The 23369-nt window shown below is 39.0% G+C and carries 23 protein-coding genes and 1 riboswitch; of the genes, 16 read left to right on the top strand and 7 right to left on the bottom strand.

Going from position 1 to position 23369, the window contains the following annotated elements; genetic code table 11:
• Nucleotides 1–202: 202 nt before the first annotated feature.
• From pcp to ACFX4W_RS27795, 3 genes are read right to left on the bottom strand one after another with little or no spacing between them, the layout of a single operon-like run.
• On the bottom strand, nucleotides 203–844 hold the full coding sequence (gene pcp, locus ACFX4W_RS27805; RefSeq protein ID WP_280559160.1) for a pyroglutamyl-peptidase I: 642 nt from the start codon (nucleotides 842–844) through the stop codon (nucleotides 203–205).
• 14 nt (nucleotides 845–858) lie between these two features.
• Entirely contained in the window at nucleotides 859–1824 is a 966-nt protein-coding gene (locus ACFX4W_RS27800) for a DUF979 domain-containing protein (protein ID WP_280559161.1), read from the bottom strand.
• Nucleotides 1825–2529: a DUF969 domain-containing protein gene (locus tag ACFX4W_RS27795; RefSeq protein WP_043979920.1), complete on the bottom strand. Its 705-nt coding sequence runs from the start codon at nucleotides 2527–2529 to the stop codon at nucleotides 1825–1827.
• 376 nt (nucleotides 2530–2905) lie between these two features.
• Between ACFX4W_RS27795 and ACFX4W_RS27790 the strand changes: the two genes are divergently transcribed.
• Together ACFX4W_RS27790 and ACFX4W_RS27785 are read left to right on the top strand one after the other, a co-directional pair.
• Complete coding sequence (locus tag ACFX4W_RS27790; RefSeq protein ID WP_280559162.1) at nucleotides 2906–3817, top strand: zinc ribbon domain-containing protein; 912 nt, start codon at nucleotides 2906–2908, stop codon at nucleotides 3815–3817.
• Nucleotides 3818–3881: 64 nt separating this feature from the next.
• Nucleotides 3882–5339: a zinc ribbon domain-containing protein gene (locus ACFX4W_RS27785; protein ID WP_280559163.1), complete on the top strand. Its 1458-nt coding sequence runs from the start codon at nucleotides 3882–3884 to the stop codon at nucleotides 5337–5339.
• A gap of 105 nt (nucleotides 5340–5444) precedes the next feature.
• Here ACFX4W_RS27785 and ACFX4W_RS27780 read toward each other — a convergent pair whose 3' ends face one another.
• Nucleotides 5445–6002, bottom strand: coding sequence for an HPP family protein (locus ACFX4W_RS27780; protein WP_377560400.1), 558 nt, complete (start codon nucleotides 6000–6002; stop codon nucleotides 5445–5447).
• Nucleotides 6003–6233: 231 nt separating this feature from the next.
• Between ACFX4W_RS27780 and ACFX4W_RS27775 the strand changes: the two genes are divergently transcribed.
• A complete protein-coding gene (locus ACFX4W_RS27775; RefSeq protein ID WP_280559164.1) occupies nucleotides 6234–7025 on the top strand; it encodes a histidinol-phosphatase HisJ family protein in 792 nt (263 codons plus the stop codon).
• Between the two features lie 77 nt (nucleotides 7026–7102).
• Here ACFX4W_RS27775 and ACFX4W_RS27770 read toward each other — a convergent pair whose 3' ends face one another.
• Together ACFX4W_RS27770 and ACFX4W_RS27765 are read right to left on the bottom strand one after the other, a co-directional pair.
• On the bottom strand, nucleotides 7103–7225 hold the full coding sequence (locus tag ACFX4W_RS27770) for an anti-repressor SinI family protein (protein WP_280559165.1): 123 nt from the start codon (nucleotides 7223–7225) through the stop codon (nucleotides 7103–7105).
• 20 nt (nucleotides 7226–7245) lie between these two features.
• Nucleotides 7246–7332: riboswitch (cyclic di-GMP riboswitch) on the bottom strand.
• A 111-nt stretch (nucleotides 7333–7443) separates the two neighbouring features.
• Nucleotides 7444–7779: a helix-turn-helix domain-containing protein gene (locus ACFX4W_RS27765; protein WP_280559166.1), complete on the bottom strand. Its 336-nt coding sequence runs from the start codon at nucleotides 7777–7779 to the stop codon at nucleotides 7444–7446.
• Between the two features lie 314 nt (nucleotides 7780–8093).
• Here ACFX4W_RS27765 and ACFX4W_RS27760 point away from each other — a divergent pair, with 314 nt between their 5' ends.
• The 13 genes from ACFX4W_RS27760 (at nucleotide 8094) to ACFX4W_RS27700 (ending at nucleotide 22920) form a co-directional block, all read left to right on the top strand.
• A complete protein-coding gene (locus ACFX4W_RS27760) occupies nucleotides 8094–9254 on the top strand; it encodes an acyltransferase family protein (protein ID WP_280559167.1) in 1161 nt (386 codons plus the stop codon).
• Between the two features lie 34 nt (nucleotides 9255–9288).
• Nucleotides 9289–10023: a YveK family protein gene (locus ACFX4W_RS27755; protein WP_280559168.1), complete on the top strand. Its 735-nt coding sequence runs from the start codon at nucleotides 9289–9291 to the stop codon at nucleotides 10021–10023.
• Nucleotides 10013–10645 carry a CpsD/CapB family tyrosine-protein kinase gene (locus tag ACFX4W_RS27750; protein ID WP_280559169.1) on the top strand — a complete coding sequence of 211 codons (633 nt, stop codon included), beginning with the start codon at nucleotides 10013–10015 and terminating at the stop codon, nucleotides 10643–10645. The genes ACFX4W_RS27755 and ACFX4W_RS27750 overlap by 11 nt, the downstream gene beginning before the upstream one ends.
• Nucleotides 10646–10676: 31 nt before the next feature.
• A complete protein-coding gene (locus ACFX4W_RS27745) occupies nucleotides 10677–11315 on the top strand; it encodes a sugar transferase (RefSeq protein WP_280559170.1) in 639 nt (212 codons plus the stop codon).
• Between the two features lie 12 nt (nucleotides 11316–11327).
• Nucleotides 11328–12278, top strand: a complete 951-nt coding sequence (locus ACFX4W_RS27740; RefSeq protein ID WP_280559171.1) for an NAD-dependent epimerase/dehydratase family protein — start codon at nucleotides 11328–11330, stop codon at nucleotides 12276–12278.
• Between the two features lie 9 nt (nucleotides 12279–12287).
• Complete coding sequence (locus ACFX4W_RS27735; RefSeq protein WP_280559172.1) at nucleotides 12288–13733, top strand: oligosaccharide flippase family protein; 1446 nt, start codon at nucleotides 12288–12290, stop codon at nucleotides 13731–13733.
• Complete coding sequence (locus ACFX4W_RS27730) at nucleotides 13726–14928, top strand: O-antigen ligase family protein (RefSeq protein ID WP_280559173.1); 1203 nt, start codon at nucleotides 13726–13728, stop codon at nucleotides 14926–14928. The genes ACFX4W_RS27735 and ACFX4W_RS27730 overlap by 8 nt, the downstream gene beginning before the upstream one ends.
• Nucleotides 14925–15710, top strand: coding sequence for a glycosyltransferase family 2 protein (locus tag ACFX4W_RS27725; RefSeq protein WP_280559174.1), 786 nt, complete (start codon nucleotides 14925–14927; stop codon nucleotides 15708–15710). The genes ACFX4W_RS27730 and ACFX4W_RS27725 overlap by 4 nt, the downstream gene beginning before the upstream one ends.
• Before the next feature lie 13 nt (nucleotides 15711–15723).
• Nucleotides 15724–16785, top strand: coding sequence for a glycosyltransferase family 4 protein (locus ACFX4W_RS27720; protein WP_377560395.1), 1062 nt, complete (start codon nucleotides 15724–15726; stop codon nucleotides 16783–16785).
• Between the two features lie 108 nt (nucleotides 16786–16893).
• Nucleotides 16894–18417, top strand: a complete 1524-nt coding sequence (locus ACFX4W_RS27715) for a pectate lyase family protein (RefSeq protein ID WP_377560568.1) — start codon at nucleotides 16894–16896, stop codon at nucleotides 18415–18417.
• A 102-nt stretch (nucleotides 18418–18519) separates the two neighbouring features.
• Complete coding sequence (locus ACFX4W_RS27710; protein WP_338390586.1) at nucleotides 18520–18753, top strand: MCP four helix bundle domain-containing protein; 234 nt, start codon at nucleotides 18520–18522, stop codon at nucleotides 18751–18753.
• Nucleotides 18754–19119: 366 nt separating this feature from the next.
• Nucleotides 19120–21660 (top strand): Ig-like domain-containing protein, encoded by a 2541-nt coding sequence (locus ACFX4W_RS27705; RefSeq protein WP_280559180.1) that lies wholly within the window; start codon nucleotides 19120–19122, stop codon nucleotides 21658–21660.
• A gap of 228 nt (nucleotides 21661–21888) precedes the next feature.
• Nucleotides 21889–22920 carry a serine O-acetyltransferase gene (locus ACFX4W_RS27700; RefSeq protein WP_377560392.1) on the top strand — a complete coding sequence of 344 codons (1032 nt, stop codon included), beginning with the start codon at nucleotides 21889–21891 and terminating at the stop codon, nucleotides 22918–22920.
• Here the strand turns inward: ACFX4W_RS27700 and ACFX4W_RS27695 are convergent.
• The gene (locus ACFX4W_RS27695) at nucleotides 22917–23366 is read right to left on the bottom strand and encodes a VanZ family protein (RefSeq protein ID WP_237074616.1); all 450 of its coding nucleotides are present in this window, start codon (nucleotides 23364–23366) and stop codon (nucleotides 22917–22919) included. The two genes, ACFX4W_RS27700 and ACFX4W_RS27695, sit on opposite strands and share 4 nt — an antisense overlap.
• Nucleotides 23367–23369 lie beyond the last annotated feature (3 nt).

The following is a 23369-nucleotide window of genomic DNA, read 5'->3' as shown; positions in this document are numbered from 1 at the left end:
CTTCTTGGTTTACATCCTTGTATACAAGAAGTGTCCCGCTTTAAGACGGGATAACAGCAATTGAACATCTTTGGGAAATATGTTCATACTATATATCGACTGAGAGCAGAGGTTGTTTATACTTTCCATTAATTTATTAAATAAAAAATTTGTGCATGTATAAAAAGAAAAACCAGTTCTCTATATGAACTGGTCTTTAGCATTAATGAGTAGCTCCGCCTGAAACTAAAATATCATCTTCCGTTACAATTGTGGTTTTTGTGATGGAAAGCAACCCTTGCACAATCAAATCCAGCGACATACTCGCTTTCCCTGGATGATTCACGGCTTGTTCAGGAAGGTAAGGGATATGAACAAATCCACCTTTAATACAACAGTTTTGAATCATGTTCATGAGTCCGTAAAACACGTGGTTACAGACAAAGGTTCCAGCAGTTTGAGAGACGCTGCTTGGAATGCCTGCTTGGCGCAGGTTTTCGACAGCTGCTTTAATTGGCAGTGTCGAAAAGTATGCGGCAGGGCCGTTTTCAATAATAGGGCGATCAATGGGCTGCTGACCAATATTGTCAGGGATTCGAGCGTCGTCTACGTTAATAGCAACGCGTTCGACCGTAATTCCTTCCCGGCCGCCTGCTTGTCCAACGCAAATGACGATAGAAGGGCTGATGTCTTCTATATACGTATGAAGCTTAGCCATTGATTCGCCAAAAACAGTGGGAAGAGGCTTAGCAACAATGTGATAGTCTTCAACAGCTACGCCGTCCAAAGCTTTTACAGCTTCTAAAGACGGGTTAATGCTTTCACCTTCAAATGGTTCAAAGCCAGTTAGTAATACAGTTGTCATTCTATTACTCTCCTTTAAAAGTGATATACAAGGTAGTACATTAATAGCGTATTTACTACAAACACGGATAAAGCAATTGGCACTTGTGCTTTAATTACGGCATTTTTATCTTTTAATTCAAGCAGCATGGCAGGTACGATGTTAAAGTTGGCTGCCATTGGTGTAAGAAGTGTTCCGCAGTAGCCAGCAAACATGCCGAGCGCTGCCATAATCGCCGGGTTTCCGCCGTGCATATGTACAATCAGCGGAAGTCCAATACCTCCTGTAATAACGGCAAACGCCGCAAAGGCATTTCCCATGACAATCGTAAATAGCAGCATCCCCAAGCAGTAAGCAAGCACAGCTACAAAAGCATAGTTAGTCGGAAGAATATCACTTACAATATCCGAAACGACTGTTCCAACGCCTGATTTTGAAAAAATACCGCCAAGCGCTGCGAGCATTTGCGGTAAAATAACTGCCCAGCCCACTGCTTGAAGCAAGCGGCTTCCTTCTTTAACAGGCACGTCCATTTTTGCTTTTGTGACGCCCATTGAAGCGATAAAGGCAATGACAGCTGCGATTGCCAGTGAAATTAACGTGACTTTTTCTGGGTCGATCAATGACCAGTTTCCAAACTTGATCTTTCCAAAAAGAAGAGTGCCGATAATCGTAAAAATAGGAATAAATAAAGCCGGTAAAAAGATTTTGTTTTTTAATCGCTTCGCGTGAGCCACTCGTTCTTCAGCAGGCGTTTCGGCTTCATTCGATTTAGTGACGCGGTTAAATGAAGCAAGCAGCACCATGATAATGACCAAACATCCTACATAAAAAGGCGGAATCACGTTGCCAAATAAAAACGTAATGGAAAACAGCGCCCAGAATAGAGAAGATCCTAAACGATTAGGATGGTTGTGGTCGCGTGCGATTCGAATCGCGATAAAAGCGACAATAATACCGAGTAAGTAGTAAATCGTATCAAGCGTCAGGATGCTTTTCATTTAACTCGCCTCCGTCTTTGAAGATGATGTTGGTTTGTGCTTCGTCATTTTTTTGTGAATACGTCGGTCTAACTGACGGAAACGAATGGCACTAATCAGCAGCGCTGCGATGGCTGTTGGAATACCCCAAAGCGCCATATCCCAGACGTCAACGTGAATGCCTACAGAGTCGAAGAATCCTTTCATTAAGAGAATTCCACCCGTTGCGATAAAGATATCTTCGCCGAAAAACCACCCTGTATTTTCAGCTGCCGCTGCGTGGGCGCGAATATCTTCTTTGATTTTAGGAGGAAGCTCTCCATATTTGGCACGAGCTGCGCCTTCAGACATAGGTGCCACTAACGGACGTACAGATTGAGCATGTCCTCCAATATTTAAGCCGACTGCGGCTGAGATTTCACGGATAAAAAGATATATAAGTAAAACATTTCCAGAAGAAGCGTTTTTCGCTTTTTTGATCAGCACTTCTGCTTGTTCCTTTAACCCGTATTTTTCTAACACGCCAAAGATAGGAAGGGTAAGTAAAATAGCCATAGACATATAGCGGTTATCAACAAAGAACTGACCGAACATCGTGATTACTTCATGCAGTGATAAACCTGATACAAGGCCCGTCACGATGCCTGCAACAGTCACAACAAGCAGTGTATTTAAACGAAATAAAAAACCTACTGCTACTAGCAAAACCCCAATTAATTTCAACATAAAAATCCCCCTTGAGTATGTATAGACCGTGCTGCAAATTCACCTCCTTTGTTTTCCTAGAAAAACAAAGATGTTTCGAGTATAAACAATTCTGAAAATTAAAACAAGATGCTTAAGGCATAAAATAGTTTTATTGGTAAAACAAAATTATAGAAGGAAGATTTATATAATGTCCATGGACTCAGAAGTAAAAGAAAGAATTCTGCGCGGGAGTTTGGGTAGTGATTTTTTTAGTTGATCCGTTAAAAACATTTCTCCTAAAATACCAAAAATGGTGTATAATGCTAAAAGGTATGAATATAGGATTATATAGGTTTCAACAAAATAAATCTATGTGACTATATTTTAAACAATTTATTGAAGGGGGAAGGAGTATTTGAATTGTTCAAATTGCGGCCATTTTAACGATGGCGGGAAGTTTTGCGTGAAGTGCGGTCATAAACTACAAGAAGAGGCAGCTGTCAGCCAGGCGGCAGCAGCATCTGAATATCAGCCTCAATCTCAGCCGCAGCCAGCGTATGCGCCTCAACAGGCTAATCAGCGTGTCCGTCAGGCGAAAAAAGTGTCAAAATCATTTTTTAGTTATTTTGCAGAAGGAATTAAAAATCCAACAGCTACAGCACAAGCAGCAGGCGAAAGCCAATTCGTTAATGCTCTTATCACAGTCATTCTTTATGCTCTTAGTATACCTATTATGCTGTATGTAGGCTGGAAGCTATTGTTGATTCAATTTGTTCGAAGCATGTTCAAGCTTCCTATTATCAGTGAAGAGCTGGCTCCATCTGACATGGAGGATTTTAATACAGGCGTTGATTTGATAAAAGCCACAGATATAAACAGCATCATTCACTTCAATTTTACGGATTTCGTCTTTAAACAAGGGGTTTTCATTTTTATTGGACTTGCGGTTATTATCGGAGCAACATATGTTGCAGCAAAGTTTGGAAAGGTAGACGTTTCTTTTAAAGAATTCTTCTCACGCTTTGGCACGTTTTTAATTATTCCAACAGCTCTTCTTTTAATTGGGCTTGTGCTTGCATTTCTCCATGTTGAATACTTCTCTTATTTTATGAATTTCGGTTTGTTAAGCATTTTCCTTGTAGTTCCATTTACGATTGCTAGCTTTAAGCCAAGCGGAACAAATGGGCTTGATCGTATCTACAGCACTCTTATTGTATATGTAGTCATTACGATTGTACTGACGTTCATTGCGAATGGTTTAGGAGAAGAAGCCAAAACCATTATTACACGAATGGGAAACAGCAGTGAATTGAATGATCTATTTTAAGCCGACCAAAAGCATCGTGTACAGCGGTGCTTTTTCATACCATTATAAAAAAGGAGTGTAGAAATTGGGATATTGCAGAGAATGTGGCCATCAGTTAACAAATGAGCATCAATTTTGTCCAGAGTGTGGACATCCCGTCGAAAGAAAAGAGGCTTCTAGCCAAGGAGCAAAAACACAGCGTTACGTAGAACCCGCATCAGCTTCAGTAGAGGAAGAGAGAGAATCGGTAAAACCTCCGAATAAAAAAACAAAGGTTATTGCGATTTCAGTTATAGCAGCGGCTGCTATACTTGGCGGCGCTTATTACGGAATAGATAAAACAATGATGGCGCCTAAAGCTGTGTCAGAAAAATTTATTGCTTCAGTAAAGGGCAATGATGTTGATAAAGTAAAAAAATATGTAAATGATGGTCAAATTCAATTAGAAGCCAACGATGAGCAAACAAAATCATTTATTACATATTTGCACGAAAATCCGGATGTAATGAAATCAATCTCTGAAGGGTTAGCCGCAGATAGCAGAGCGCTTGAAGCAGGAGTTCCAAGCGAAGATCACTCTTCATACGCTAAGTTAGAACAAGACGGAAAGAAATGGGGAATCTTTGATCATTACACGGTACAAATAAACCCTGTATATGCAAAAGCTCAGTCTACGGAAGATGCGACAGTAGTATATATTGACGGTCAAAAAGCTGGAACGGTAAGCAGTGACTCTTCTAAAAAGGTTGGTCCATTTTTACCTGGTACGCATACCGTAAAAGGTGAAGTGCAAAATGATTACGGAAAAGTTGAAAACGAACAAGAGGTTGAAGCCGCCAACGGAGAAGATGTAAACGTTGAGTTTGATTGGTCAGATCATGCAGTATACATCTCTTCAGATTATGATGATGCGATGCTGTACGTTAATGGCAAAGACACAAAAACAAAAATTGGCGATATTGATTATTTAGGGCCACTCCCGATGGACGGTTCAGTAAAACTATATGCAAAACGCGGAGAAAAGAAAACGGAAGAAGTATCAATTAAAAAAGGTATGGAAGATGTTGCGCTTAATTTTGATAAAGAAAATACGACAGAAGCTACGGCAAAAGCGTCGGCTCCTTCTAAGAATCAAGAGACAACGGACAAAGGTTCAAAAGTCAATTCTGAAGTATCTACTAGTGAAGTTTCTAGTTTTATCGAACAATATATGTACGCTACAATTTCCTCAATTAACAGTGGAGACTTCTCTATTGCAGAGCCATATATCGATTCTAACGGGCCAAAATACAAGGAACAAAAAGATTATACCGCTTACCTAATCAAAAAAGGAATAACAGAAGATTTATTAAGCTTTAATGTAAATAGAGTAACAAAACTAGATGACTCTATGTATAAAGTATATACAACAGAAGAGTATGATATTTCGTACGGAGACGGATCTGTTAAATACAAAAAATTCAACAGCATTCATAAAGTAAAAGAATTATCTGATGGAAGTTTGGGAGTTTATCAGCTTATTAGTTCAACGGAAGTAAAGTAAAAGCTGATAAATAGACTTTGAAAAAGCAAACAACTTAGTAGGTAACAATACGTAAAAAAGACGTCTTCTCATAAAAGACGTCTTTTTTATGTATAAGTCCTAATATCAAACCCAATACCTGGGATACTGCCGATCTTGAAATAAATTATTATACACGGTAGAAATCAATACAACGACACATGCACAAATCATAATAATACCTAAGTATCCCCAGCCTGCTTGAGTATTAATTGCGACAATTGCGCTAGCTGCAGCGGGAGGATGAACGGTTTTTGTAAGAATCATTAAAATAAGAACAAAAGCAAGCACAATCGCAATCGTAATTAGACTTCGATGAAATAAGCTCCAAATAATAAGTGCGGAAACTGTTGCGAGCAAGTGTCCTCCAAGCACGTGGCGCGGCTGTGATAAAGGACCTTTGTGTGCCCCGAAAACAAGCACGCAGCTCGCGCCAATCGGAGCAAGCGCCATTGGATAACCAAGCGCGAGTGCAATCGCGCTGCTGATGATAATTGCAATTAAGCCTCCGATAGAAGAAACGACCGCATCTCTATAATTGATTTTCGGTTCTTCTTTTAATTCTCCTTTCACCTTTTTAGCATAAGAGCTCAAGTAAGACAGAAAGGGGCTTTTTGTTTGAGCAAAACTTTTTTCAATCTGCATTTCTTCTTTCCTTTCTCTTTTGTAAGTAAAAGTTGTTTGTCAAGTTGTATGTCAGAACATCTGCTATATTAAGTTAGTTTATAAGAAAACAAGGATTACTGGAAGAGGGAAAATGTCTTTTTTTATTGGAAATACTTTTTATGAACGAAAAAAGGCGGGATAAGGGGAAAAAGGGTCTCTATGTGCAGTAAGAGCTGGAGAAATGTATAATAGACTTAGAGGTGACTAATTATGTATCTAGTAGACTACCATCATCACACGAACAATTCATTTGATTCTCAGGCAGTCATGAAAGAAGTGTGCGAGCAAGCTGTGAAAAACGGCATAAACGAAATTTGTTTTACCGAGCACTTTTCATTAAATCCATTAGCACCAACATACGGTCATATGGATTTTGATAAATATGAACGAGAACTAGCGGAATGCAGAGATCAGTTTCAAAATCAGCTAGTGATTAAAAAAGGAATTGAAATTTGTGAGCCGCATTATTTAAAAGAGAAGTATCAAGAAACGATGAAGCAAGAGAACTTTGATTTTATATTAGGATCGGTTCATAACATTAATAACATCAAGCTTCGTAAACATTTGGAGCTGAACAATAAAGAAGCAATTTACCGCGCTTATTTTAATGAAATGTATAAGCTAGTAAGCGAAGCGGACATTGACGTGTTGGCTCATTTAGATTTAATGAAGCGCTATGCGTTTGAGCAATACGGCATTTACGACTTTCATCAATTCAAAGATATTCTTGCAGATATTTTGAAAAAAGCAATTGATCGCAATATTGGAATTGAAATTAACACTTCAGGTATAAGAGGGAAGCTGGGCGAAGCGCTGCCGGCACTGGAAGTTGTTGAGCTGTACCGCGATTTAGGCGGAGAAATCTTAACAATTGGATCTGATTCACACTTTGCTGAAACGGTAGGAGCTCATATGAAAGAAGCAGTTGAAATGGCAAAACAGTGTGGATTTACGGAGATTTATACATTTGATGAGCGTCAGCCAAAAGGAATTCGCATTTAATAGAAGTGGATTTTACTTTCTTCTAGAATAATAATAACTGCAAAAAGCACGCTCTAATTTGAGCGTGCTTTTTTAATTTAGTTCCGCTTAAGCTCCGACAAAAACCTCCGGACTTCTTCGATAGTCAGCCCCAGCGCGCGAGCTGATTCCATAAGACTTACCCACTCTTGATCGATTGACAGTATATTTTCTTTTTTCATTACGATTCATCCACCCTTTGCCAGGGAACCCAGCTATCATAGCCAAAAGCGGCCTTAGACCTGAAGCTTTGCGTCACTATTTTTCAATAGTTTTGCCCTTATCTGGATAATTTGTAATAGTATTCTTAGCATACAGTTATTTTACAAGATAATATTTGTAAAAGATGTCGAAATAGGTCGATTATAACAAAAAAATTAAACGTTCATGAATGGATCTATCAGTTTGTTTTTCGGAACTTTAAATAATACTGAAATTCAATAAATTCTTCTTTGGTCATACCGTCTTGAATGGCTCGTTCAATTAAATGAAGCCACTCTAGATTGAGGGCTGGCTTTGAAGTTAGAGCTGGACAGCTGATGTCTCCCTCAATTAAGTCATCAATCGTTGTATGAAGAGAAGACGCGATTTTATCAAGCATTTGAAGAGAAGGATTATTATTTAACCCTTTTTCTAAATGAGACAAATACGATTTTGAAATATTAGCTTCTTCAGCCAAGCGTGTAATCGAATAGCCTTTTTTTAGTCGCAAATTCTTAATCTTTTCTCCTATCACATTCAGTTCATCCTCTTCTTATAGGTTTTTTTGTTCATTATAACGCATATTTGTGCATTGTGTGTAAATAAAAATATAAAATAAATAATATTTTGTTCTTTATAAAGAATAAAATAGGCCAAAATATCTATTCTTGATGCGGGTATATTATGCTATACTTCACTTACAAATTGTTCTTTATTAAGAATATTTGTCGATTTATCACTTTTTTATTCGCTATAGTGAACGTTTTGTATAGTACGCTAGCGCTATATGAAATGATCCTTGCGCGATAAAGAGATAACATTATTTATTAAATTAGGATAGGAGATTACATGGAAAAAAGATATGTAGAACTTGATTCTTTAAGAGGATTAGCAGCTCTTTTTGTTGTGATAAATCATTATCTCATGATTTATCCAAGCTTCAGCGAGTATAGGTATGACGGTGATTCTTCTTTTTTACTGTCCATGGTAAAAGAAAGTCCGCTGCGGCTATTGTTCAGCAGTGGAAATGAATCAGTGGTTTTGTTTTTTGTCTTAAGCGGATTTGTTTTAGCACTGCCGTTTTATGGCCGTTCTTCTTTTCGATATGAGAACTATCTTGTAAGAAGAATTTGCCGAATTTATCTTCCTTACTTGTTTGCGGTGTGTGTGGCTATTCTATGTAAAATCTTATTTAGTCAAAGCGGGATCTCACAGGTAAGCCACTGGTTTAATAACTCATGGATCACAAACGAGTCGCCAAGTTTACTTCTTCAGCACTTCTTTTTAATTGGCACATTTAACACAGACGCTTACGACAATGTTATTTGGTCGCTTGTTCATGAAATGAGAATTTCCATTATTTTTCCTCTGTTGATGATTCTTTTGCTGCGAATGGACGCAAAGAAAATCATGATGCTATTGTTTTTCGTTTTTGTTTCATCATCAGCGCTATTACTGCTTAATCAATCAAACTTAGAGCCTACGAACTTCTTGCTTTCTTATCATTATTTGCTTTTATTCGCCGCGGGTGCAGTTACGGCGAAATACCGAGATTTTTTTATTCAACTTTATCTGAAAATTGGCACATTTAAAAAGGGTCTTATCGTTCTGATTGCATTTACCTGTTATTTATCTGAAGGCATTATGGGAAATTACGCGATCACCAATAACTTTTTATGCCGCAATCTAGCAGTGATGGTAGGGAGCTGTATGTTCATTATTATCGCTTTAGCATCGCCGGCAGCTTCAAAGGTTTTACGTACAGGAGTGCTGTCGTTTCTAGGTAAAGTTTCGTACAGCTTATATTTAACTCATCTCATCGTGCTGTTTTCGTTGCTGTATTTGTTACACGGGCTTTTGCCGTACTGGAGCATTCTAAGCATTTGTTTCCTTTTATCACTGGCAATGGCTTCCGTCACGTATCATTTTGTTGAAAAGCCTTCCAGCAGATTAGGGAAATTCCTCACAAGAAACAAAGTTGTTTTCGGCGGAGCAGTGAGTCGTAAGTAACAGAGAGATAAAAGCGTATGGAGGTGAGTTTACGATGCAGGATAAAATTCAGCTAAAGGATTTTTTTCGAATTTTAAAAAGAAGATGGCTTACGATGCTTTTAGTCATAGTCATTACGAGTATGAGCATCACAACTATCTGTTTCTATCTACTAAAGCCTACGTATCAAGCATCTACTCAAGTACTTGTTAATCAAGCAACATCTAAAAATGTAGATGAGATTGCTAATATTACACAGCTGAATACCCAATTAATTTCTTCGTATATCGATTTTATTAAAAGTCCGATGATCATAAACGGTGTAAAAGACGAATTAAAGTTAACTATTTCTAATAAAAAGCTGAGTGAACAAATTACGATTGATCATAACGAAAATTCTCAATTTGTCACGATTACCGTAAGAAACGAGAATTCCAAAACAGTAAGTGAAATCGCAAATAAAGTAGCTCTTCTTTCAAAAGATCAAGCGATGAAGTTAATGAAAGGAAGCAACATTCAAGTATTAACCGAACCGTCGCAGAGCCTTAAAGTATTCCCAAAGCCGCTGCCGGTTGCAGCTATTACTATCTTGGTCAGTCTGTTGGTAGGAATAGCGGGAGCGATGTTGAGAGAATATCTTGATAGTACAGTACGAAATGAACAAGATATTCAAGAACTTATCGGACTTCCGATTATTGGACATATCGAGCTGGAGTCTCGAAAAATGAAGCGAAACCAAAAGCAAGGCAGTGATCAGGCAAAGGCAAGGAGGGAGAAGCTTGAGTTTTAAACAAAAAAAGTATCCATTTTCACTGTATCAAGATGCCAAAACCATCAACCAAACAAATATGATTCGAAAAAATGTTGAGGTGCTGCTGAATAGTGAAGCCAAATGCCTGACAATCACATCAGCGGAAGTGAACGATAAAAAGCCGCTTATGACGGCAAAGCTAGGGATTTCATTTGCTGAACAAGGAAAAAATGTTCTTCTTATTGACGGAAACGTGCATTGTCCTTCTCTTCATCAGCTCTTTGACCTTGGAAGTTCAGAAGGATTAACGGATGTATTAGTAAACGGGAAAGGCCGGCATGTACCCATTAAACAAACGTCATACAAAGGACTGGATGTGCTTCCGGCCGGATCTCACTTTCGAAACGCATCCACACTATTTGTTTCCAAGTACTTTGATGAGCTCATAAAAAGATGGAAAGAAGAATACGATTTGATTCTTTTTGAAACACCTCAGTTTTTAGAAGAGACCGATTCTCATATTCTTGCAGCAAAATGTGATGCGACCATGCTCATTGTGGAAGAGCGCAAAACAAAACTAGATGCCGTTGTTAAAACGAAAAATATGCTGGAAAAAGCGCGCATTCATGTGCTAGGCGTTATTTGGAGTCCGTCTCACTAGCTCCTCATTTTATATAGAAGGAAGTGAAACGATGAATCAAATTGTCTCGAAAACGACCGGTGATTCCGATGTGCTAAAAAAAGACTTTCCGCTTTTTTACTTGCTGTGTAAACGCGTATGTGATATTGCAATTTCGCTTATGGCATTTGTGGTATTACTGCCTGTTATTTTGTTATTTGCGCTCATTGTGATGATTGAAACACCGGGTTCACCTTTCTTTCTTCAAGAGCGTCTGGGTCAAAGCGGCAGGCCATTTACCATCATGAAGCTGCGTTCGATGTACAGCGACGCTGAAAAAAACGGAGCGCAGTGGGCCGTTAAAAATGACAGCCGCGTTACCAAAGTAGGAAAGCTGATTCGCCAAACGCGAATTGATGAACTGCCTCAGCTGTGGAATGTGTTAAAAGGCGATATGTCGATTGTGGGGCCACGACCTGAAAGAGCCGTATTTATAGAAGAGTTTCAAAAAACACTTCCTTCGTTTAGCCAGCGGCTTGCTGTTAAGCCCGGACTAACAGGCTGGGCGCAAATTAACGGAGGATATGAGCTAACGCCAGCAGAAAAGCTGGAGCTCGATCTTTACTACATTCAACATACGACTATACGGTTTGATGTGAAGATTATGATAAAAACGCTAAGAGTCATTGTAACAGGAGACGGATCAAGATAGGAGAGGGATAACATGAAAAGAGTATTAGTTACAGGCGGATGCGGTTTTATTGGGTCACATATGGCAGAGCTTCTTTATCAAAATGGATTTGAAGTAAAGGTTATTGACAATCTATCAACGGGAAAAATAGCAAACTTAGAAAATCGAGGCATTTCTTTTCACTACGGAGATATTGTGAGTGAAGAATTAGATAAAGTATTTGCCGAGTTTAAGCCTCATTATGTTGTTCACCAAGCGGCTCAAGTGAGCGTGGCTCATTCCGTTACTAATTTTCATCATGATGCCAACGTTAATATTCAAGGAACAATCAACATTATTAATGCATGCAAAAAACACGGAGCTAAAAAAATCATTTTTGCTTCATCAGCTGCCGTGTACGGAAATACGAACGTTACTCCAATTACGCTTGCTCACCCAACGAGTCCAGCTTCACCTTACGGATTGTCAAAGTTTACGTCTGAAGAATATTTAAAGCTTGCTAAACAGCTGTATGATATTGACTACGTGATTCTTCGCTACAGCAACGTGTATGGCCCACGGCAAAATTCACAGGGGGAAGGCGGCGTAATTTCAATCTTTTTTGACCGGTTTGTTACGAACCAACAGCCGATTATTTACGGAAGCGGCCGTCAAACAAGAGATTTTATTTACGTGGAAGACGTGAGCCAGGCGTGTTTACAAGCCATTCAGTATGAAGGATGCGGCACGTTTAATATTTCCAATAACAGCAGCATCAGCATCAACGAACTCTTTTTTACGATGAAAAGCATATCCGGCAGTCACTTAACACCTGCTTATCACAGCGTGCGTGAAGGTGATATTGCAGACAGCAGACTGTGCAACAAAGAAAGCATCAAAGTATTAAAGTGGTCGCCTGCTTTTACGCTTGAAAAAGGCTTAGCTAAAACGTATGACTACTATCACGAAACGCTAGCTCAGCGATTTGCTAAAACGATGGAGTAAGAGGAATGTATGAAGAAAAATTCCATTTGGAAAAACATTGTTCATTTATTTATTAGTACCGTTGTATCACGTTTGTTAAATGCAGCTGCGCTTATCGTGCTGGCACAGTATTTAAGCGCAGCTAGTTACGGCAGCTTCAGCGTAGCGCTAGCTTTTGCGATGATATTGGGCTACTTTACCGACGTTGGCTTAAGCAATACGGTGCTTCGTGAAGGCTCTAAAAAGCAGGCAGACGTGGATCATCTTTTGTCCTCGTATGTGAAAATGAGAATTTTGCTTTTGCTTGCGACGTTTGCAGGGGCATATATAGTAATTTCCTTGTTTTATCACGAAGCATCACTTGTAAAAATGATGTACTACTTAATTATACCGATGGTAACAGGGCTTGCGATGCAAAGCATAGGGATTACGTATTTTCAGCTTACTGAACAAATGCATCATTTAGGAGCCATTCGAATCTACTCAGCTCTGTTGCTGGTGGTTCTGCTGACGGTTGGAATGCTGATGCATACAAGCCCGTTTTTTATTTCGTTTTTGTTTGGCTTTTCCTATCTTTTAGCAGGAGTGTACGGACTGTGGATGGTGAGAAAAAGAGTATCGTTTAATTTGAAAAAGAAAATTCAACGCGGACTGTTAAAAAATATCGGCTCCTTTATTGTAAGCGGACTGTTGATTATGCTGCTGCCGCAGCTTGGTCCAATCGTATTAGAAAATACGATTCCGCTTGCAGCCGTCGGCGTGTTTGCCGTTGCATACCGCATACCATCGGCACTGTATCAAGTTCCGGGAATTGTGGCAGGTGCTTTTTATCCAGTATTGTTTCGTCATTATAATCATCAGCAGACAGACAAACATTTACAGTTAAATATTCTTCAAGTGAAGCTTATGAGTTTAGTAGGGATGCTAACGGCGCTTCCTTTTTATCATTTATCCGATCTTGCCGTGTCGTTATTGTTCGGAGATAAATGGGCTGCGGCTGGAGATGCGTTAAAGTGGCTGTCGCTCATGCTGATTTTCCAAGGCTTAAGCGTAGCGCTAGCAGACGGCTTAACAACAAAAGGACTTCAAGGAAGAAGAACGGGCGTTCAGCTGGTTGCTGTCGTATCGGGAATTGTTTTCTACTACTTTTTAAGCTCTGCTTATTCTGTGATGGGAGCCGTGTATGCCGCGCTTTTAATTGAAGGAATTTTATTTATTGGTTGCTGGCTATGCAATCCTGAAAGAGTCATTATCATGCGTAAAACCTTTCCGATTTTTGTTTGCTTATTTGGAAGCACGCTTGCAATTACCACGCTGCTGTTTTCACAGCACCCGTTTATTGCGCTGTGCGTAAACATACTGCTTGTGTTACTGCTAACGCTGCTAGATAGGGAGATTAGAAATCAAGGGCTGAGCTATGTGCAAAAAAGTAAGTTAGTAAACGTAGAGAACAGAAAGGAGGCGCAAAATGGATAGTGTATACGTGCAAAATCGAAAACCGACCGTTTTGTTTTGCCTTTTTGTTCTTGTTACGTTAAGTAAATATAACGTGAATATTGGCTTTTCATTAAAGCCGTACATGATTTTTTTATTTGCACTTCTGCTGCTTAGCTTTGCTTCTTTTTACGTTTATAAGCTTCAAGCATATGAAGTGCTGCTGCTTTTATTTTATCTTTTTTACTGTATGACCGGAGCGTTTTCTCTGTACCCTGAAGCGAGTCTTCGTATTATGCTAGGCGTTTTGCTTATCCTTGCTTGCTACTTTTTAATGAAATATGTCATAGCAGAGTTTCATAGCGGAAGTATTAAACGTGCGTTAACCGGAGCGGGCATTCTTTTTAACGGTGTGAGCTTGCTGCTCTATATTGCCGGTCTCCAAGCCGTTCATTTTCAATTTGCCTCCGAAGTAGAAATTATTAAATGGGGCGTCATGATTGACCGCAGCTATCCCCGTTTGATTGGCGTACTGGATGATCCTAATATTTATGTATTTTACAATACGCTGTTTTTTACTTACTTTTTAACGAATAGCGATAGTACTAAAAATAAAGTCGGACTTTTACTTAGCACATTAGCAAGCGTGTTAACGTTTTCCCGAGGCGGATTAATTGCTATGGTCGCTGTGTTGATTCTGTACTTGCTTATTACTCGTTCGCTTAACAGTCTTAAAACAGCTCTTTCGTTTGTGTTTTTATTTGGTTTACTTGCTCTTATTGCTCATTTTATGACGAACTTTAACGTGTTCACCATTTTAACCGAACGAGCTGATGATTTTTTACATGACGGAGGAAGCGGAAGGTTTTCCCTGTGGAGCCGGGCATTTGAGTTTTTTTCCTCGCATCCGTTTGCCGGAATCGGCGCTTTTAACTTTTCAGAGTACAACTTGTTTTACTACGGCGAAGCGCTGTACGTTCATAACACGTTTTTAGAGATTTTATCAGAGACGGGTATGATTGGCTTTTGCTTATATTTTAGCTTTTTACTTCTTGTGTTGCTTCAGCTTTTAAAACAAAAGATTCATAAACAAGAACCTTACTTATTTTTAACGTTTGTTGGTTTTTTGCTTCAAATGATGTCACTTTCGTTAATTGTCAATGAGCTGTTCTTTTTATACTTAGCGTTGCTGTCAGGCTATTTACGAAATCACCAAAGTGAGGAGAGTGTGAGATGAATAACTTCAAAATTCAACCGGATCAGCCCCTCGTTTCAATCGTTACACCTGCCTATAACTGCGCAGCCTTCATTTCATCAACCATAAAATCCGTGCAGCAGCAAACCTACCTCAACTGGGAGCTGCTTGTGATTGACGACTGTTCGACAGATGAAACAGCTGAACTAGTAAAGAAATTTAGTAGAAAAGATCAACGTATTCAGCTGCTTCAGCTTACAAAAAATTTAGGAGCCGCAGCCGCGCGTAACGAAGGTATAAGCGCAGCAAGCGGACGTTTCCTTGCTTTTTTAGACAGCGATGATGTGTGGCACACGGAAAAACTTACAAAACAAGTAGCATTCATGCTTGAAAAAAACTGCGCTTTTTCCTATACAGGGTACAGCATAATGAACGAAAAAGGTGAAAAAACGGGCGTTGAAGTAAACGTTCCTAAGAGTGTTGATTACAAGACGCTTGTGGGAAATACGATTATCGGCTGTTTGACAGTCATGCTTGATAAAAAACAAATTTCCGTCATTTCAATGCCAAACATTCAGCCAGAAGACACGGCGCTGTGGCTGTCACTGCTGAGAAAAGGCTATACAGCATACGGCCTTCAAGAGTCACTTGCTTATTACCGTCTTGTATCTCACTCCGTTTCTAGAAACAAGCTGAAAGCAGCAACGAGGTATTGGAAGCTCCTGCGCAAGCAAGAAAGGCTGCCGTTATGGAAAAGCGCCACTTATTTTGTGCAGTACAGCGTGAATGCGTACACTAAAAGTAAAAACCTCTCAAAATCATAAAGGATGTGAAGTCTTGAAAAACGTACTTTTAATCACGGATAAATTGATTACAGGCGGAGCAGAAACGTATTTTTGTAAGCTCGAAAATCAGTTGAATCATCCGGATATTACCGTATATACAGCAGCCGCAATGGGAGAACTGTACAACAAAATTCAATATAAAAAACGGTTCACGCCTTTAAGCAGAAAAAATCACCTTCACAATCTTTATGTGCTTTTGAAAAAAGTGCGAACGTGTAAAATTGACATCATTCATGCCAATAGCCTGCGCATGGTGATGTATGCAATATGCTTAAATCGAGTGCTGCGAAAAAAAGTAAAAATACTTTATACAAAGCATAATGTAACAGTGCTGGAACAAAAAGCGAAGGGTCTATTTTGTAAACTCGTAAACTCTTTTGTACATGGAGTGATTACCGTCAGCTGCTTTGAACAAGAGCAGCTAATGAATATCGGCGTGCATAGCGGTAAAGTAACAACAATTTATAACGGAGTGGATCTGAATCAGTTTGTGTTTAAAGAAAAAGCTGCTTCACTTGATTGTCATATTGGCCTTTTGGCACGAGCTTCAAAAGAAAAAAATCATGAGCTGTTTATCGAAATTGCCTCACTGCTGAAAGGTAACACACACATGAAGTTTCATATCGGAGGAGGAGGTCCTGAGCTGCAGCGAATTCAAGAGCTTATCCAGCAGCAAGGCTTGTCTGAAAAGATAAAGATATGGGGCGAAGTGGAAGATCCAGAAGCATTTATTACGAAAATGGATATGCTTCTGTTAACTTCTCATCGTGAAGTCTTTCCAATGGTTGTTTTAGAAGCAATGGCCGTTGGTACACCGATGATTTCAATTGATGTAGGAGGGGTGAAAGAAGCAATAGCAGACGGAGACACGGGCTATTTAATCCCGACTTATTCACCTCAAGCATTTGCTGAAAAAATTACGGCGCTGTACACCGAGCAAGAACAAAAGCAGCGTTTTGCCAAAGGAGCAAGAAAAAAAGTCGAGCAGCACTTTACGTCGAGTCAAATGATTGCATCGACTGCTAATCAATACGTAAACGGAGAAAGCTTCTAAAACGGAAGCTTTTTTTCTATGAAAACAGTGAACCATAGGTAGTCAAAACGCATAAAGTAATACAAGCAGTACATGCTTTACACCTGCTGAGAAAGCGAGATGAATTTAATGGAAAACTGCAGTGAAGAAAGAATAGTCGACGCCGCTTGTTTTGGTGTGAAAAGAGACGGCGTGACGAATGATGCACCTGCGATACAGCAAGCAATTGATTACGCAGAGGCTAACAAATTATCACGAGTACTACTAACAGGAAACTATACGTACGCCATCGCATCACCCCTTGTGATTAAACCGTCTATTTCGTTTGAAATGGACAGCGGAACAAAACTTAAAGTAACGGGAAATTATCATGTATTTACCCTTCAAAAAGATGCCTCTATTTCAGGTGGAACGGTTGAAGTGACCGATCCTTCCTTTATCTCTTCAGTCATTTACCTTCACGGATCACAGCAATTAGAAACGGGAAACAAAACGACGATAAGCAACATCAGTATGATCAATACGTCAGGCGCTTATAATGGAAAAGGCATTTATTTTTACTGCCAGAAAGCGTGGGATTTTATCAGCTTTGTGAACGTATCGTTTGTACACCTTCGCAACTTTGAAAGGGGCGTGCTGCTGCAAACTGAAAAAATCACCAACATTAATACGCCTGCATGGATTAACGCGAATAACTTTAGCTATTTATCGATTGACGGCTGTCAGTATGGAATTGACGTAGCCGGCATCAGTGACGTGCCGTATGAAACGTCGGGAAACAGCTTTGTTTATTTTCAAATGCAGTGCCGCAGTCAAACGAAACGAGCAATTAAATGTTCAGGTGCTTACAATACGTTTGAAGGGCATATTTGGGATACGTATTTGATGAACGGAGGAGAATCGCCCGTAGAATTTACGAGTATCTCACATCGAAATCAGCTTGCCTCTAACCTTTTATCCACATCGATTTTGAACAACGGACAGTATAATGACATTACGTCTCCTTTTGAACAAACCCGAAATATATTTGCCCCAGGACTTCCGGGAAAACCTGATATAATCGGCAATCAAGACGATATTTTCGTACAAGCTGATAAAAAATATACCGTCAAACAAATTGCTGGAAAAGCCCCGTACGGAGGAAGCATCAGCAACTGCTTCAGCTTAGTTGATGAACAAAGCATGAACTATCTCGATGTGCCGGCTTCAGCTCCCGTTGTGATTGAAATGGACTTTACTGCAAATCCAATTAAAATGCTGAATATGGCCGGCGTTTCATTTGGATGGGGTGAGTCACCTAAAAATATTAAATTTGAATATCTAACAGCACTAGACGGTGCGTGGACAACGGCCAAAGACGTAAAAAACAACTTAGGAAACACGGTAACGGCAGAAGTGCGAGCCAATACGCTGTATAAAATGAGACTTACGCTAAGCGAATATACAAAAGACCACAAACGTTTTCGAATTAACCGCATATTCGGTACGTCTTCTATGATGCCCGGTTCCTCTTGGGTGGCAACGTCCGGAAGCAAAATGTACGGAAACCTCGAGTTTCAGCAAGGAAACAGCCTGATTCTTAAATCTCCCGACGGACAAAGCTGGAAGCTAAGCGTTGATAACACAGGGAAAGTCTCGGGGACAAAAATCTAAGTAGAGAAATTATTTTTAAGCCAGCTTCTTTTTACCAGAAGCTATTTTTTATGTCGATAAAAAGTCACGAGCGTGCTATGGATAGAACACCCCCTATGACCGATAGATATAACGAAGTGTGAAAGTGAAAGCAGGAGAATACATCAGCGAATTGCGGACGGCTCAGAATCTATGTATAATGACCGCCCGCAGCCTATTAGGCAGTTAGGGCAGGTTCGAACAAATAACCGTGTGATTGATGCGAATACGCTTGAAATGATTTTATCAAAAGATGAAAACTATCAGCGTAAGCGTCTCGATGAGTTTGGAAGCTTCCAAAGTCAAGAGAAAAACTGAAGAAGAAAGATTCAGTAAAAGCAAGTTGAAACTAGTAAGACTATCTGCAGCTAATTTCATACATGAAAAAAAGTCTGATTCCCATTGAGAACCAGACTTTTTTTCGGTTTTATTATCAAGCAAGATATAAAGATATCTCTAGCATTATAGCATGAACAAAGGAAAATAGTCATTAAAATATGGAAAATAAATAAAAAATATCTTTATTGGATTTTAAAATGATTGTCACAGTTCACTGATGATGGGCAACAAGTCAAATAAATGGAAATAAAGTACTGGAAAATCTAAGGGTTTGCCCGATATTAGAAAAGATGCCTTTAGATTTATATAGTACTAGAAAAGTAGTAAAAGTAAGGAGAGCAGCCAATGAAAAACATGATGAGAATCCTGGTAGCAATCGCTATCATTGTAGTTCCCTTAACGGTTTTTTCGACAGCAGAAGCCGCAGGAACAGAACCCCTTGTATCGGTAGAATTAAGGAACTACTTAGGCAATAAAAGCAGTATTACAATTCACCCCTCAGCATCGTATCGTCTTAAAGATGAGGATATAACTCTGCAAGCAAATAAAGATTATGAAGTAAAAGCAGAGGGCACGAATGTGGTGCTATATCAAGAAGGAGAAAAGTTAGGAGAGTTTTCTAGCTTTGAAGTTACGCCTTCTACCTATGGCGCAAAACTTACTATTAACGGCATGTCTTATTTAGGGGATATAAAGTTTACGAATGAAAGCAGTAAGTATGTTCGCCCTGTCAATACGCTTCCTATAGAAGATTATTTAAAAGGTGTAGTGGGAAAAGAGCTGTATTGGTCTTTTAAAACGGATACGTTTAAAGCTCAAGCAGTAGCAGCAAGGACGTATGTACTTAGTCTTAAGAAATCAGTAATTAACGATACGACGAATTTCCAAGTGTACGGAGGCGACTATTGGGATGAACGTATCGGAAAGGCTGTAGATGATACATTCGGACAAGTCCTGACATATAAGGGGAGTATTATAAACTCGGTATATTCTTCAAGTAACGGAGGGATTATTCAATCCAATACAAATGTCTGGGGAACTCCAGTTAATACATATTCTCAAGTGAAAGATGATCCTTATGATCCACAAAAAGTATGGACCAAAACGGTTCGGAAAAAACAAATTGATTTATCAGGAAAAGATTTAAAAAAACTAGAAGAATGGTGGAGCAAAACAAAAGAAGCTGATGCAGAAATGACCAATCGTCTTAAAGACAAAATGGCAGCTGGAGAACTGAAAGGAAAAGATATTAAGATTACAAGCATTTCAAAAATTAATTTCTACGCTCCTGATTCAGCTGGGCGCGTAACAAAAGGCGACATCAGTGTTAAATATATTGTGAAAAATGAAGTTGATAAGAATGGGAATATTGAAGAGAAGCAATGGGATTTAATCGGCAGTTCAGCTGGAACAATCAATTATCTTATTACTGAAGGAGGTATTGGAAGTAAATATGTGACAGATATTAATGATGATGGAACTTCTATTGTCATTAAAGGAAAAGGATTTGGACATGGGATAGGTATGAGTCAATTTGGTGCTGACGCCATGGCTACTGGAGACAAAAACTATCAGGAAATTCTCGCATTTTATTATCCTACGACTCTTCTAACAAGCGCTTATGACACAGCTTATCCAAGGATATATAAAGTACTGCCTAATGCGCCAGAAGTAAATGACATCACATCAGAAGATACTAAGGTTACGGGAAAAGCAGCACCTGGAAGCATTGTGTATGTGAAAAAAGGATCAACGTTGTTAGGGCGTAGTATAGTATCCAACCAAGGTACATATTCTGTATCTATACAGCCGCAGGCAGCTAAAACTAAAATTGGTGTAGTGATTAAAGATAGTGTAGGATACAGTACTTATACGTATAAAATAGTTATACAAAAAGTAACAAAACCAGAAGCACCAACCATTAACAAAATCTATGATCAAGATACATCAGTCAGCGGAACAGCTGAAGCAAACAGTAGCGTATATGTAAAAAAAGGATCAACAGTGCTGGGAAGAGGAGTAGCAACCAAACAAGGAACGTATAGCATTGCCATAGCATCTCAACCCGCTAATACGAAAATAGGTGTAACGGTGAAAAATAGCGCTGGGTATAGTGGTTATACGTACATGACTGCTTTAAAAACTGTTCAAAAACCAGCTGCTCCCGTTATTCATACAGTAACTGACCAAGATACATATGTAACAGGGACAGCTGAAGCAAATAGCGTTGTATATGTAAAAAAAGGATCAACAGTGCTGGGGAGAGGAGTAGCAACCAAGCAAGGAACATATAGCATTGGAATAGCACCTCAACCCGCTAATACGAAAATAGGTGTAACGGTGAAAAATAGCGCTGGATATAGTACCTATACCTACAGTACAGTAGTGATAAAATATAAAGCGCCTAATGCTCCAGCTGTCAGCGATATTACGGATGAATCCACAGTTGTGACGGGAACGACCGAAGCAGGAAGTCGTGTATATGTTAAAGCAGGTGCAAATGTAATTGGAACAGGCACTGCGAATAGTAAAGGGGCATTTAGCATTACGATTCCAAAGCAAGCAGTGAATACGAAAATAGGTGTAACGGCAAAAGGAAAAGGCGGATATAGTCCTTACACTTACAAAACGGTGGTATCCTCTAGTCCTTCAGCTCCTAGTGTAAACCGTGTTTTCAGTCTGGCAAAAACAGTGTCAGGTACAACAGAACCTAAAAGTGTTGTCTATATCAAAAAAGGATCTGAGCTAATTGGAAGAGGCGTAGCAGATAGCAAAGGTTCTTTTAATATAGCCATTATACCGCAGGCAGCTAAGACGAAAATCAGTATCATTATTAAAAATCCAAACGGTAAATACAGCCCGTATCGTATTGTGACGGTCGGTTAATAAAAAAGCGGACGCATTTAAACTATAAATACGTCCGCTTTTTACTTATTCAGCTTTATAAGAGAAGGTAAGGGGATGAAAAATCTCCATATATCAAGAGGAAAAACAAATTTTTTTCTCCATTTTTTCTTGATTGAGATAGAATAGAAGGAGAATCTACTAATACATAGGGACTAAAGTATTCAGCTGCAATGAGGGTATTCAGCTGATGAACAAGAGGAGTTACGAATGAAACTATCGACTACTGATCTAACAATTGAACTTAAAAACTTTTATCAGCTTCTAGTTACATGCCACGGAGAACACAAACATACAAAAATGTCTTATTACTTAATCAAAGATCAAGAAGTAATTGAAAAGGTACCGTATTCTAGAAACCATTCACATACATTTAACCTACATGAACGAGGAAGATATAGAGTAAAAGTCTTTATCCGGAATACAGAAGGAGAGCAAATAGTAAAAACAAGCGAAGATCTTCGCTACAAAGATTTTGAAACGAAAGATTATCCATTCTATGAACAGAAAATCTATTCAATAGTAGGTGTTCATCGAAACGCGGCGTTTATTAAACTATTAATGGAAAAGCATAATGAAATTAGAAGCTTCATCGATCCCACTAATCAATACTGCGGACAAACTTTTTTCAATCTTCCAGTTGAAAGCCTTAAAGATATTGAGGGACAAAATGTTACGTTAATTGTTTTAGAAGGCCTTGAGCTAGAGGGAGATCAAATAGAGCATTATACCTTAAAAGTAAGTGAAACCAACGTACTGACAAAAACTTTAAACCGTTTCTTAGCAATGGACTTATATAAACTATCTAGAATGTTTTACGAAAATGGCTTAACAAAAGGAGCGGAATATGTAAAAGACTTTATTCGACACAAATTCAACTCTTATATTCCATATACAGCAGAAATAGGTGAAGGGACAAAACTCGGCTACGGCGGAATTGGAGTTGTTATCCAAAAATCAGCGAAAATCGGAAGAAACTGTACCATCTCACAAAATGTAACGGTTGGATCACGCGGCAAGCAGCCGGTTATTGGAGATAACGTATACATTGCTCCGGGAGCAATTTGTATTGGAGGCAAGATTGGAGATAATGTTGTAGTAGGAGCTAATGCAGTAGTGACAAAAGATATTCCAAGCAACTGTGTTGTAGCGGGAGTTCCAGCTAAGATTATTAGTACAGATATGGAAAAGTACGAGAAATATGTAAAAAAGAATAGTGGAAACGCACAAAAAGATCTCTAAATTCTAGAGATCTTTTTGTATTTATAAAGCAAAAATAAAAACAACGCGCCGCCAAAGGAGTCAATGCCTACATCAATAATTCGTCCGTCACGTCCAATAATAAAAGCTTGGTGCAACTCGTCTAAAAAAGCAAAACAAGTAAGTAAAACCCACGCTTTTACGTATCGCCAAGAATTTTTTTTCAAATTCCAGTAAATTAATAGTGCTAATAAGCCGAAAAAAGAAATGTGAGCAATTTTACGTAAGATAAACTCTAGATTAAAACCGTATGTATAAGACGTATAAAATTCACTGCCAGGACGTAACACGGACCAAAGAGTAGCTTTATGATTCCAGACTGAAGCATTGCTCCAAGAGTTTGGGTCCGTCACTTGAATATGAGGCGTGTGGGAAAAATGAGAAATAGCAAGTATCATCGCAACAACACAAATTCTTTTTAGTATCATACA

It is taken from the genome of Priestia sp. YIM B13489 (assembly GCF_042787645.1).
Lineage (GTDB): Bacteria > Bacillota > Bacilli > Bacillales > Bacillaceae_H > Priestia > Priestia megaterium.
Note: the sequence above shows the minus strand (reverse complement) of the source record. Positions and strands in the feature narration are given on the sequence as shown.